We start from the raw sequence: 12,375 nt of genomic DNA on the forward strand, positions 1-12,375 counted from the left end.
AATCAAATTAACGTACTATAAGCATAGTATACAGATGGATATTATTTAGTCTTACTAGATAAAAAATAAAATGAGATATGGATATAGTAAGAAATACAATAAATGATAAACGTTAATGGCACTTCTTTGTATCAGTGCCATTTTTTACAGTGAAAAAACTAGTTATTTACTGAAGAAAACAAAGAACGTAATAATGCTGCTTTTTGTTTGTTATCTGGGATAGCTAATATTTCATCATAGAAGCTAATCGAAATACGACAAGCTAATGCAGGCGATTTTTTACCCGCTTGTAAATTGCCAAGAATTGCTGTATCTGCACCATATTTTGTAGAAAGTTCGCTGGCTAGTTTAGTCAACATCTCAGTATATTCAGCAGGTGACATTAAAGCTTGCTTCGTACCCGCTTCACTCGAAATTAACAGTTCATTCGTTGCTTGAATTTGCTTTAATAATACTACTTGGCTTTTTTGGGGTGGGATAATTTCCGCCGTCTCTCTTAAATGTGGGAAAAGAGAATAAAAACATGTTTGCCCTGTTGGGTCTTCTTCTAATAAGATTTTAAGATAATCATTCACTTTACTGGTGAAATTAATAACAGAATCATCAGAGGCGTATTCCATACGCTCCAGCACCAGTTTCATTACGCTGCCAACAACCTGATCAAATAATTGACGACGCAGGTCTTCATTCGTCGGGTCATATTGTGTAATAAGGTGCTCAAAACTTTGGTAGGTCTCAGGGCTTATTTTCTTTACTGTGGCAATTATCGGCAATTCTTTTTCAACTTGAGCAAGTGCTTCTGAATGAATAGCACTATTATTTTCAGTTGATAACACGTCATTATCTTTACTTAACCAATAAAAACCGAGCGCAAATGCAATAAAAATAATGCATACAATTAATGCGGTTTTACGTGAGTTATTTGTTTTCAAAATTGCCCTGCCTTTTCTCTATAAAACGGATCACCACAAATGCCGTCAAACTTGCCTATATCACCTAAACAATGAGATATATTGCCATACACCAAATAATAGTGTTCAAGACGATAACGTCCTATGCCTACTATTTTAGCTTGCATCGAAGCTGTCTAGCTATAGGAATAAAGGAAATTGCGAAATAAAGATAAGAGGGATTTAGTACAGAAAATAATTTAGTTATTCATAAAATAAAAAACCTCCGGAGCTTAGCAGCCCGAAGGTTTTGAATAATAAAACTTATTTAGTTTGAACGCCTTCAACAGAAATCAGCAGTTGTGCTTCTTGAGATTTAGGCCCTAAATCAGATTTAATATTAAATTCTTTCAATTTAATATTACCTTGGGCTTCAAAACCTGCGCGATATCCACCCCATGGGTCTTTACCTTCACCCATCAGTTTTGCATCTAAGGTAATTGGTTTTGTCACACCATTTAAAGTAAAATCACCTGTAATTTTATAAGTTTCACCGTCTTTTTTCACTTCTGTTGAAACGAATTTCGCTTCAGGGAATTTAGCTGCATTTAAAAAGTCTGCGCTGCGTAAATGCTTATCACGCTCTGCATGGTTAGTATCAATGCTTCCCGTTTTAATCGTGACTTCTACTTTATCTTTTGATGGGTCTTTTGCATCATAAGTGAAATTGCCATCAAAATCTTTAAAGCTACCATATACCCAGCTATATCCTAAATGCTGAATACGGAATTCAATAAACGCATGTTGGCCTTGCTTATCAAATTGATATGTTTCTGCTAATGCAGAACCTGCGGTTAAAAATAAAGCACCAGTAGCCAGACCAAGAACCGTTTTCTTCAACATAATTATCTCCACGTTACTTATCGGGATTAAAACCCAACATTCTTTTTAATGTAATATCACGATCAAAAAAGTGATGTTTAAAAGCAGCAAAAGCATGTAAAACTGACAATAAAACTACAGCCCAAGCTAAATATAAGTGAATTTCACCTGCGGTATCCGCTTGTGTTGCAGCGCCAGTAAATATTGCGGGTACTTCAAACCAGCCAAATACACTAATAGGCTGTCCATCAGCAGTCGAAATTAAATAACCGCTAATCAAAATACTGAATAAAATAATATAAATCAGCACCTGTGCAATCAAAGAGCTTGCTCTCGTTAATTTGCTATAACTTGCTAATGGTTTCGGTGGGGGAGAAATAAATCGCCAAATCACACGAAATGCCATAACAATAAATAATAATATTCCTATACTCTTATGTATCTCAGGAGCTTGGTGGTACCAACTGTCATAATATCCCAGTGTCACCATCCATAAACCTAAAGCAAACATTCCATATACGACTATTGCGACCAACCAATGCACGAGCAACGAGATATGCCCATAACGGGTTGCACTATTTTTCCATTGCATGATAAAAAACCATTTAGAGGTGAAGGTGATATCGTATTAACTAAGCCGTAATAATCATAAGGTGAAACTAATATTATTCCTATCCCTAAGTTAAACAAATAATTTGTTGTAGATATTCAAATACAATCAACATAATTAAAAATAGTTTACTATTTTGTTTTGTCTATATTTAATAGTAAAAGTTGAATAAAGATTCTTCCAGTTTTGTAAGCAATCGTAACTGGATAATTATATTTCCATTTTGGTTAATTTCAATTTGTTCTACCTTATAGCAAATAGATATAACCTTTTCTCATAAAAATAAAATTTGTCGGTCAGGCATTTTCCTTTTACATTGGTATTCTCCATTTTTACATTTTTAATTAACTAGCAGGTTAGACTCTATGTATAAACTTTGGATAGCGAATAAAAATTACTCTTCGTGGTCTTTACGTCCTTGGGTTTTATTAAAAGTATTGCAAATCCCGTTTGAAGAAAATCTGTGTTTTTTTGAAAATGGTAAAAGTAGCCATAACAAATTTAGTCGTTTCTCCCCAACGGGCTTAGTACCTTGTTTAGTTGATGACAAACTCACTGTTTGGGATTCTCTCGCTATTTGTGAATACATCGCTGAAACGCACCCTCAAGTATGGCCAAAAGATAACAAAGCAAGAGCTTGGGCTCGCAGCGCTAGTGCAGAAATGCATTCTGGGTTTACTTATCTACGCCAACAATGCCCAATGAATGTTGCGCTCAAAGCAACTACAGCGACGATTTCTTCCGAATTACAAACGGACCTAAACCGCCTTCAGCAATTATGGCAAGATGGGTTGAATCAATTCGGCGGGCCATGGCTTGCGGGCAATGAGTTTAGCGTTGTTGATGCTTTCTTCGCACCTGTAGCCTTTCGCATCCGTAGCTATCAGTTACCAATAAGCCCAGCAGCACAACATTGGGTAGCCCGCGTTTTAGATTTACCGGCAATGAAAGAATGGCACGAAGCAAGTCTACATGAACCGAATATCGACCACTAACCGATAAGATAGGGGCGCTTAGTTGTATTGCCCCCTAATTTATTGATTAGGAAAAAATCACCTGCACGAACATCAAAATTAAATATTAACCAATCTGATTAATATTCAAGCCATTACCCCTATTTTATAAATAAAAGATTACAATCTTTCATCCCAAGGGTTAGCAGTCATTACATCGCCTGTAGGAGTATGTAATGTAACTTGGTCGTTTTTAAACCATTCCGCTAACGAAAAGCCCCCTTTTGGGGTTTCAATGTGAATATCAATTGGGCAATACGGGGTATTTGCTTTAATGGCGAATTCGGCAAAATCTTCTTTTTGTTGAGGAGTTGAACAACGAATAACTACATCAAGGTCGCAGTCAGATAACATACTTTGAATATCGGTTGCCAAGGTATAGGCACAACTCCCCGTGACGCCCCACTGCCAAGGCCATTTATCCTGTGAGATTATCCATAACACCTGAACAGGTGGTAACGCGATAAACATAGAGCGTTGTAATTCAACTGAATTTGCTACCAAAGACTCTACATTCATAATATGGGTTATCGCTGATTTCTCAATTTGAGTCGTGACGCGTTGATGTGGTTTAATTCCCCGAATTGCGACCGTCAATTTATTATTGTCCGCTTTATCTCTATAAACGGTCAGTGGCAGCTTACTATTCCACTGTGAGGCAACCCATTCAGGAAGCGATTCTACCGCAACATCATTATCATTGCCGACCCAAACAAAATCATGCGGATTAATTATTTGCATTTTATTACCTTTATGATTGCTATGAATGCTCCTTCTATTATGCCTTTTTTACTGCATAAAAACAGAATTTACCTTTTAACCATGAATATCGTGCCATTAATTAACAATCTAGCCAGATATTGTTTTCTATCCTTGAAACATCAATGAGATTGCTATCTAATTACCTTAATAATTAATAAGTTAAGCTTCTATTTATGAGCGTCGTATTATGAGAAACATCCCTGCTATTTACGATGGGTTCCTTTTTACCAGCTGCATGTTGTTTAGTGCAGTCGCGGCCTATCTGATTTTAGATGCGCAAGCAGCTATGTGGGCAGCATTTTCCACACTTTATTCTTTTAATCTGTTCAATGCTGCAAAAGAGTATAAAAATTATGCCTATACCGCTTTTTGGCTATTGATGATTTTAGTCGCCATATTTATAGGTGATACCCTGCGATTAAGCATGGCGTTTTATGTTTATCTCTTCGTGTTTTCTTTTATTTATTATCAGTTATATGGCACTGACCCTGTGATGGATTTAACCATGAAATTTATGATTATCATGTCAACCATAGGGACAATTTTACCTGATATTTCTAGAAGCTTAGCGTTGGGCTTTATTATTGGAAGCGGTGTTACTTTAGTAACTTACTATACCTTAAGCCACAAAATGACACGACATAGCATTATTACCGGTGCACTGGTTGAGAAAAATTTATTCACATTACATAAGAATATTATCCCGCGTTCCATGATTTATGCTGTGGGGCTTTTATTAACATTAGCCATTCCTAGAATGCTCGACCTAGGTCATTTTTATTGGACATTGCTCACATTTGTATTTGTTTTACACCCCAAAACTAAGGGTATCATTCATATTACAGGGCAACGCGTTTTAGGGAGCCTTATTTCCGTACTTTTACTGTACCTTTTATTTAACACCCCTCTGATGCCTTATATTGGCTTATTTGCAATGGTGGTGTTCGCATTTCTCATGCCTATGAGCTTTCATCATGGCTACACTTTCATGACTTTTGTCGTTACCAGTTTAATTTTATCCGTTCTTGAACAAGTCATTTATTGGCGACACCCTACCTATGAATTATTATTTGACCGAGTCTTAGAGACCGCCTTAGGAGGTGCTATCGCTATTATGACAAGTGTTATTTTAAAATTATTCAGGCAAGAAAAATAACTAAGGGGAATAAATCCTCAAAAAACAAGCATTGTTAAGTTTTGTCGAATCTCTAGGGTACTTCACGAAATAAAAACTAACTAGATTACGTAATGAATAAGTCTGTTCTATACTTTGATAAGGATAAAAAACACTCAAGTCAGTAATTTTGGGATCATTATTGATGCATTTCACATTCAAGTAACGCGAGGCTCAAAATGAAAATATCCATCATTGGCGCAACAGGGTTTGTGGGTAAGGCCATCGTAGCTGAGGCGTTACTCCGTCATCATCAAGTCACGGCTATTTCTCGTCACAGCAACCAATTGTCTCAACATGCGTATTTAATTACCGCATCTGGTGATATCACCGATGTTGCTTGGTTAACTTCTCGGCTCAAAGGGCAAGATGTCGTCATTAGTGCTTTTAATGGTGGCTGGCAAAACCCAAATTTATATCAAGATACCGTGGCAGGTAACCAAGCAATTTTACAAGCTGTACAAAAATCAATGGTAAAACGGTTTATCGTTGTCGGTGGTGCGGGGAGTTTAAAAACCTCTTCGGGTGTTGATTTAATTGATTCTCCTAATTTCCCAACTGAAATAAAACCTGGGGCTCAAGCCATGAGGGAACTCAAAAGCCACTTACAATCTATCGATTCTCTTGATTGGACCTATGTTTCCCCTGCTGCGGTACTTGAACCAGGAGAAAGAACCGAAACATTCCGTTTAGGTGGGAGCCAGTTACTCATGAATGGCCAACACCCCGCAAAGATTTCCGTTGAAGATCTCGCTGTCGCCATCCTTGATGAAGCTGAACATGCACAATTTATTCGCCAACAGTTTACCGTTGCATATTAAATTAAATAAAAAAGCCGGTAACTATATACTTACCGGCAAAATTGATAACAGATTTGGTGCTTACTTAACTTAATTCACGTATAACTTTCACTTACTTTTCACGATGTTTTGCTGCATAAATCTCACTATTAACCCAATTGTGGTCTTTTTCCCACGTAAATAACCATTTACGTGTTGGGCCAGCCATCACATTAAGGTAATAGTTGTCATAACCTGCCATTGTTGCCATTGGGTGATACCCTTTTGGCACCATAACCACATCTTTGTTATACACCGCCATACACTCGTCTAATTCACGATCATCTGTATAAACACGCTGCATACAAAAACCTTGAGATGGATTTAATCGGTGATAATAGGTTTCTTCCAAATACGTTTCATTTGGCTCGTTATCAGTATCATGCTTGTGGCTTGGATAGGAACTAGTACAGCCTTCATCCGTATAAACTTCCACCACTAACAAGCTATCTGCCGCTTTATCATCGGGTAAAATATTATGTACATAGCGTTTATTGTTGCCATAACCCCGTTGCTCTGCCCCAATATCATCAGGGCCAATTAAGCGAGTTGGGTAAGTGCCCTTTCCTTTTGCACTGCAAACTGCGAGTTCCAATGCTGTTTCAGCTTTAACTTCAGCAAACTCTTGGGCTGTGACATAAACTGCATATGGTTTTTTACGTTCAAAAGGGTCCATGCGGTCGCCAATATTATCAAATGTTTGATTTGGCGTTTTAATCGTCGCTTTACCTGCCACTAGCACTAAGCACATTTCATTTTCACAAGCGGGTAAAGAAATCGACTCACCTTGTTTTAATTCATAAACATCAAAGTGAACATATCCCCAGTTAGCGATTTTCGGAGTGATATGCTGAGTTCGCTTATGTGCATCTGGAGCATGATATTTCGACAGTAATTTTGACATAATTTTCCTCTGACACTTTAAGATTGCCTACTAACACCTGCAATCTGTTTTATTGACCTGTGGCCATCACTCAAAATACAGCCATCTAACTTTTTAATTCTTTTGAGCCTTTCGCTCTAAATACACTAAATAGTTCAGTTTGTGGCTAGGCGGCAAACAAGAGCATCGCAGGGAGCATACATAAGTATGTGACCTGTGTGGTCGAGTGCAGCCAACAACGCCACAGACTGAAATATGACGACGATTTAGATTAGCCTGGCTTCTTTGGCTAACCTATGTAAATTGTTATAGCCCAGTGTCGCGTAAGTCAACGGGTGGGCAATCGCTGGGTCTTGCTCCGCTTCTACCACTAACCAACCATTTTCGTATTGGCTATTTTTTAATACTTTAAAGACTTCTGGGTAGTTAACACAGCCATCACCGGGTACTGTAAACACCCCAGCTAACACTGCATCTAAGAAACTTGTTTTGCGGTTTTTAACATCTTTTAATACATCTGCACGCACATCTTTGCAATGCACATGATTAATTCGTTTTGCCCAACGTTTAGCGACTTCTACTGGGTCCGCACCTGCAAATGTTAAGTGCCCTGTATCCAGTAATAAGCCTACTTCATCACCGGTATGTTTCATCAGGTTATCAACATCTTCTGCTGACTCGATAACCGTCCCCATATGGTGGTGATAGGCGATTTTAACCCCTTGAGATAAGGTATATTTCGCAAACTCAGTCAGCTTCCTGCCGTATTCTTCCCATTGGTCATTTGGAAATAGTGGTCGCATATGAACGGGTTTATTTTGATCGCCATGAATACAGTGAGTCACTTCGGCAAATACCATCACTTTCGCGCCTAAATCACGCAGTAATGCTAAGTGACCTTGTACCGCTTCAATTTCCTCTTCCACGCTGCGAGTCAACAATTCACCCGAATACCAGCCTGAAACCAGTTGTAAATCATGCTGTTTTATAATTGGCCCTAAGATTTCCGCTTTACGTGGAAACTTATTTCCTAACTCAAAACCAGCAAACCCTGCTTGACGACCTTCAGTTAAACATGTTTCTAGAGACGTTTCTGCCCCTAAAGTGGGTAAATCATCATTGGTCCATGTCAAAGGGTTAATACCAAGTTGGATTGCCATGATGAAGCTCCTGTGTAGGTAAGAGTAATATTATTTACGCTGACGCCATAAGGCGATCAGATTTAAGTAATTGCTTTTTATTTTCTGAACCAGCTCGTCGTCATTGATTTCACCTTTCATCCACTCATAAGAAGGCTTACCAAATAAAGTACGACCAACGGCAAATCCTTTTACGATTGACTTCCCAGCAGCGGCATTAAAGCCCGCTTGTAATTCTGCTTGTGGCGCATCAAGCCCTAGTAATACAACACCACGACAATAAGGGTCACGCTCTTGGATCAATGCATCAACCTCATCCCAATTTTCTGCCTGTAGCGGTGGTAATTTCCACCAGTCTGGCTTGATGCCTAAGTTATAAAAACGTTTAATGGCTCGTAAATACAGCTCATCATTACGCTCCATATCAGCTGGTAATATTACTTCCAGTAATAATTCATGGCCTGATTGGCAGCATGCGCTATACACCTCTTGAACGGTTTTCTCTTGCTCTAAACGCAGCGGATGATTATCTTCAGGGTGGAAAAATACTAAGCATTTCACGATATGCTCTTTCGGCCAGCTAATCAGCTGCGAACCAATATTGCCATGCTCTAAACATAGTGGTCTGGACGCTGGTAGCTCAATGGGTCGCCCTATCCACCAACCACGCCCTGTCACATCATTCAAAACATCCTGACCAAAAGTGCTATCACACAATAAACCTGCTTTACCCTGTAAGTTTGCCTCTTCAGCTACTTCACGGCTGGCACGGAAAATCAATTTTTTCAAATAAGGGATACATGAAATATCTGCGCCTGCATTACGTGCCATATCGACAAATTGGATCCGATGGTCAAACGCCATTACACATAATTCATCCCACTGAGTGCTACGTGATGTCACTCGGTGCAAGTGATTAAGCATTGGGTCGAGATCAGGACGCGGTACAGCCGCAGCGCGCTCAAGGTAGTTATCCAGTTCAACTTTCGTTGGCATCGCGGGCGCACAACCGTGGCGCGAAACAACTAATGCCCCACATGCGTTAGCAAAAGCGCAGGCTTTTTCCCAACCATCTCCATTCAAATAACCGCGTAATAGACCAGACATGAAGGCATCACCTGCACCTAATACATTAAGGACTTCCACCCTCACGCCATGTACTGTAATCCCTTCGTCTAAGGTCTCTGGGATCTCACCACTGAACACTGAACACCCTAAAGAACCGCGTTTACACACTAGTTCAGCATTTGTTAATTGACGAATATTTTTAAGGGCTTGAACAGTATCCGTTGTCCCACCGGCAATATGAAACTCTTCTTCGGTTCCGACAATCAAATCAAACAGTGACAACACGTCTTGTAATTGCTGAGTTACGCTTTGAGAAGCAATAAAACGCGTTTCACCATCACCTAGGGAAGTTAGCCCCCATAAGACTGGGCGATAATCTATATCAATGGCAGTTTTTACATCATTACGTTTGGCATATTCCAATGCTTTTAGCACAGCGGCACGGGTTTTAGGGTTAGATAAATGCGTCCCTGTAATTGCCAGACAACGAGAGGATGCAATATATTCTTCCGTAAAATCGTCTGGACTAATTGCCATATCAGCACAATTATCACGATAGAAAATCAATGGAAAAGTGTCTTGATCTTTGATCCCTAATATTACCAATGCCGTTAATCTATCTTTATCAGTAATAAGATGACTGGTATCGCACCCTACACGCTTTAATTCCTCACGTAAAAAACGGCCCATATGCTCATCACCAACACGGGCAAGCATTGATGACCTTAATCCTTGTATCGCAGTTCCAAATGCCACATTCCCCGAAGAGCCACCTAAATATTTGGCAAATGTACTCATATCTTCTAAACGAGAACCTATCTGTTGTCCGTACAGGTCAACGGCAATACGGCCCATACAGATAACATCTAACTTCTTCTGCTTATCCATTAATCACCCCTTAACTACAACAGAATCAATTGATTTCTTTGACTTTAACCCAGCGCTGTTCTTCATATGAGCGCGCGATTGCATCTAAAATTCGCGATACTTTCCAGCCTTCTTCAAAATCAGGCCACATTGGTGTGCCTGTGGCTACCCCATTAATGAGATCGCGCACTTCTACGGTTTTTTGATCGTTAAAGCCAATACCATGGCCTGCACCACCACAAAACGGTGCATAATCTGGATGTTCAGGCCCAACTAAGATTGTTTTAAAACCTTGACGGTTACTTGGGTCGTCGTGACGATATAGTTTTAGTTCAGCCATTCTTTCTTGTGTGAAGGTTAATGTCCCTTTAGTACCCGTCACCACATAGGTCAGCCCCATTTTACGTCCAGCTGCAATGCGTGAAGTTTCGATAACCCCCATCGCTCCGCTTGAAAAACGTACCATCGCATGTGCTTGGTCTTCATTTTCAACAGGCACCATCACAGATGAGCCTTCTTTCTCTGGGCGTTGTTTAATAACAATTTCCATGTCGCCACAAACGGTTTCAATATCGCCAACTAAAAATTGTGCCATATTGATAATGTGTGCAGATAAGTCACCCAGCGCCCCTAAACCCGCTTTTTCTTTGAAACAATGCCAATGAATGGGGGCATTGGGATCTGCCATATAATCTTCATTATGGGTACCATAAAAATGGATAACCTCACCAATCTCACCATTAGCAATAATTTCTTTTGCGAGTTGTGATGTTGGGTTTTTCATGTAATTAAAACCCACCAAGGTTAAAACACCGGCTTTATTTGCCGCTTCTACCATTTTTTTTGCATCATCAGAGTTAAGCGCTAATGGCTTTTCACAATAAACATGTTTGCCATGTTTAATTGCTTCCATTGCCATTTCTTTATGCAGAAAATTAGGGGAACAAATATCCACCACATCAATATTTGGGTCAGCCACGAGTTTGCGCCAATCATTGGTTGAACGATTGAATCCCATTTCTTGAGCCCGAGCTTGAGCTAGCTCTGGTGTAATCTCGGCAATCATTTCGCGAACCAATTTTCCTTGTAGTGGAAAAACAGTAGGTGCCTGTGCATAAGCAATGGCATGAGCTCGCCCAATATAGCCAGTACCAATCATACCGATACGGATTTCCTTCATTTGTTCTTCCCCTCGCTCATTTTTAGTGGCGCACTGGCTAACCCAATGCGGGTCTGATTTATTCAGAAGTTGATAATAATGTTATACGGAATATTCATTTCATTTTCAATGAAATTAAGAACATTAGTTTCATTGTGTGATCTAGCGTTAATTTTTTATGTAATTAGCTAATATATAAAGAATTAACTCTATTACTCAGGAACCTAAAGAGGTAAGGCGGAGATAAATGATGAAATAAAAGAATAAAAAATGGAATGAAAAAGCAAAAAATGAAATGAAATGAAACATTGCACCTCAGTTGTTCATTGTTGTTTTACACAGCTAAGTAAATAAACAATGTGTTTATTCCCTGTATGTTTGCAGACCATACCGTTCCTTGGGCTCGTAAGTTATCATCGCTGGTTTGTTCTAGGTGTACATTAACTTAGTTAGTTGGTATATGAAATGACATCAATGACTTCCTATCAATTAAGGTAAAGGAGCAATATCATTTTATAAAAAGAGCGACTATCTTCCCAATATTGTCCCTATTCTTACTTTTTCAGTGAATATAAAAAACCGTCATGAGTATGTTATTGTTCTCATAACGGTTTAAGATGAAAACAGTATAATTAGCGATGTAAAATACTGAGAAACTCTTCTTTACTCGACGTTAAAGATAATGCATTAGCAATAAACTCATCACTGAAAATCAATGCAATCTCTTTGAGTACATCAATATGCTCCCTTGATTTAGCAATCACACCGATGGCAATGAACATCACATTGGTTCTATCCCAAATCACCCCATCAGGGAATTGAAAAATTTCCACTCCCGTATGTAAGATGATGTCATTCGCTGATTTAGGTAAATGTGGCAGAGTGATACCATTGCCTAAAAAAGTCGAGATTTGCTGCTCTCTTTCAGTTAGAAAATGGACACAGTCCCTATCTACGTAGCCTTTATTTTTAAACTCGGTTCCTACCATCTTTAATACTTCAGCTTTATTTCTGGCCTGACACCCTAAATGCAGATTATTTGTGGTCAGTTGTTCAATCATATCTAACCCTCTTTTAAGTTAACTAGGT

Annotated in this window: 12 protein-coding genes; 3 read left to right on the forward strand and 9 right to left on the reverse strand. The window is 39.1% G+C overall.

Annotation, left to right across the window (positions count from 1 at the left end; genetic code table 11):
• Positions 1-158 precede the first annotated feature (158 nt).
• The 3 genes from RB151_RS15365 to RB151_RS15375 all read right to left on the reverse strand — a co-directional run bounded on the left by RB151_RS15365 (position 159) and on the right by RB151_RS15375 (position 2,364).
• Positions 159-932, reverse strand: coding sequence for a hypothetical protein (locus RB151_RS15365; RefSeq protein ID WP_042845171.1), 774 nt, complete (start codon positions 930-932; stop codon positions 159-161).
• Between the two features lie 282 nt (positions 933-1,214).
• Positions 1,215-1,793 (reverse strand): YceI family protein, encoded by a 579-nt coding sequence (locus RB151_RS15370; RefSeq protein WP_042845172.1) that lies wholly within the window; start codon positions 1,791-1,793, stop codon positions 1,215-1,217.
• A gap of 13 nt (positions 1,794-1,806) precedes the next feature.
• Positions 1,807-2,364 (reverse strand): cytochrome b, encoded by a 558-nt coding sequence (locus tag RB151_RS15375; protein ID WP_042845173.1) that lies wholly within the window; start codon positions 2,362-2,364, stop codon positions 1,807-1,809.
• Between the two features lie 383 nt (positions 2,365-2,747).
• Between RB151_RS15375 and RB151_RS15380 the strand changes: the two genes are divergently transcribed.
• On the forward strand, positions 2,748-3,377 hold the full coding sequence (locus RB151_RS15380; protein ID WP_048607961.1) for a glutathione S-transferase family protein: 630 nt from the start codon (positions 2,748-2,750) through the stop codon (positions 3,375-3,377).
• Between the two features lie 138 nt (positions 3,378-3,515).
• On the opposite strand, the gene RB151_RS15385 is transcribed toward RB151_RS15380, so the two are convergent.
• Positions 3,516-4,136, reverse strand: coding sequence for a malonate decarboxylase holo-ACP synthase (locus RB151_RS15385; RefSeq protein ID WP_042845176.1), 621 nt, complete (start codon positions 4,134-4,136; stop codon positions 3,516-3,518).
• A gap of 208 nt (positions 4,137-4,344) precedes the next feature.
• Here RB151_RS15385 and RB151_RS15390 point away from each other — a divergent pair, with 208 nt between their 5' ends.
• Together RB151_RS15390 and RB151_RS15395 are read left to right on the forward strand one after the other, a co-directional pair.
• Positions 4,345-5,313, forward strand: a complete 969-nt coding sequence (locus RB151_RS15390) for an FUSC family protein (protein WP_071548296.1) — start codon at positions 4,345-4,347, stop codon at positions 5,311-5,313.
• Positions 5,314-5,510: 197 nt separating this feature from the next.
• Complete coding sequence (locus RB151_RS15395) at positions 5,511-6,152, forward strand: NAD(P)-dependent oxidoreductase (RefSeq protein WP_048607963.1); 642 nt, start codon at positions 5,511-5,513, stop codon at positions 6,150-6,152.
• Between the two features lie 91 nt (positions 6,153-6,243).
• On the opposite strand, the gene iolB is transcribed toward RB151_RS15395, so the two are convergent.
• The 5 genes from iolB to RB151_RS15420 all read right to left on the reverse strand — a co-directional run bounded on the left by iolB (position 6,244) and on the right by RB151_RS15420 (position 12,347).
• Positions 6,244-7,074 carry a 5-deoxy-glucuronate isomerase gene (gene iolB, locus RB151_RS15400; RefSeq protein WP_042845181.1) on the reverse strand — a complete coding sequence of 277 codons (831 nt, stop codon included), beginning with the start codon at positions 7,072-7,074 and terminating at the stop codon, positions 6,244-6,246.
• A gap of 245 nt (positions 7,075-7,319) precedes the next feature.
• Positions 7,320-8,213: a myo-inosose-2 dehydratase gene (gene iolE / locus RB151_RS15405; RefSeq protein WP_071548297.1), complete on the reverse strand. Its 894-nt coding sequence runs from the start codon at positions 8,211-8,213 to the stop codon at positions 7,320-7,322.
• A gap of 30 nt (positions 8,214-8,243) precedes the next feature.
• Positions 8,244-10,148: a bifunctional 5-dehydro-2-deoxygluconokinase/5-dehydro-2-deoxyphosphogluconate aldolase gene (locus RB151_RS15410; protein ID WP_071548298.1), complete on the reverse strand. Its 1,905-nt coding sequence runs from the start codon at positions 10,146-10,148 to the stop codon at positions 8,244-8,246.
• 25 nt (positions 10,149-10,173) lie between these two features.
• A complete protein-coding gene (locus RB151_RS15415; RefSeq protein ID WP_071548299.1) occupies positions 10,174-11,307 on the reverse strand; it encodes a Gfo/Idh/MocA family protein in 1,134 nt (377 codons plus the stop codon).
• A gap of 611 nt (positions 11,308-11,918) precedes the next feature.
• Positions 11,919-12,347, reverse strand: coding sequence for a PTS sugar transporter subunit IIA (locus RB151_RS15420; RefSeq protein WP_042845189.1), 429 nt, complete (start codon positions 12,345-12,347; stop codon positions 11,919-11,921).
• Positions 12,348-12,375 lie beyond the last annotated feature (28 nt).

Origin of the sequence: Providencia rettgeri, from assembly GCF_001874625.1 — a bacterium.
Taxonomy (GTDB): Bacteria; Pseudomonadota; Gammaproteobacteria; order Enterobacterales; family Enterobacteriaceae; genus Providencia; species Providencia huashanensis.

Coding starts and splice junctions, on each gene's coding strand:
- RB151_RS15385 (WP_042845176.1), bottom strand. CDS start 4,136: ATGCAAATAATTAATCCGCATGATTTTGTTTGGGTCGGCAATGATAAT.
- iolE (WP_071548297.1), bottom strand. CDS start 8,213: ATGGCAATCCAACTTGGTATTAACCCTTTGACATGGACCAATGATGAT.
- RB151_RS15375 (WP_042845173.1), bottom strand. CDS start 2,364: ATGCAATGGAAAAATAGTGCAACCCGTTATGGGCATATCTCGTTGCTC.
- RB151_RS15390 (WP_071548296.1), top strand. CDS start 4,345: ATGAGAAACATCCCTGCTATTTACGATGGGTTCCTTTTTACCAGCTGC.
- RB151_RS15370 (WP_042845172.1), bottom strand. CDS start 1,793: ATGTTGAAGAAAACGGTTCTTGGTCTGGCTACTGGTGCTTTATTTTTA.
- RB151_RS15420 (WP_042845189.1), bottom strand. CDS start 12,347: ATGATTGAACAACTGACCACAAATAATCTGCATTTAGGGTGTCAGGCC.
- RB151_RS15395 (WP_048607963.1), top strand. CDS start 5,511: ATGAAAATATCCATCATTGGCGCAACAGGGTTTGTGGGTAAGGCCATC.
- iolB (WP_042845181.1), bottom strand. CDS start 7,074: ATGTCAAAATTACTGTCGAAATATCATGCTCCAGATGCACATAAGCGA.
- RB151_RS15415 (WP_071548299.1), bottom strand. CDS start 11,307: ATGAAGGAAATCCGTATCGGTATGATTGGTACTGGCTATATTGGGCGA.
- RB151_RS15410 (WP_071548298.1), bottom strand. CDS start 10,148: ATGGATAAGCAGAAGAAGTTAGATGTTATCTGTATGGGCCGTATTGCC.
- RB151_RS15380 (WP_048607961.1), top strand. CDS start 2,748: ATGTATAAACTTTGGATAGCGAATAAAAATTACTCTTCGTGGTCTTTA.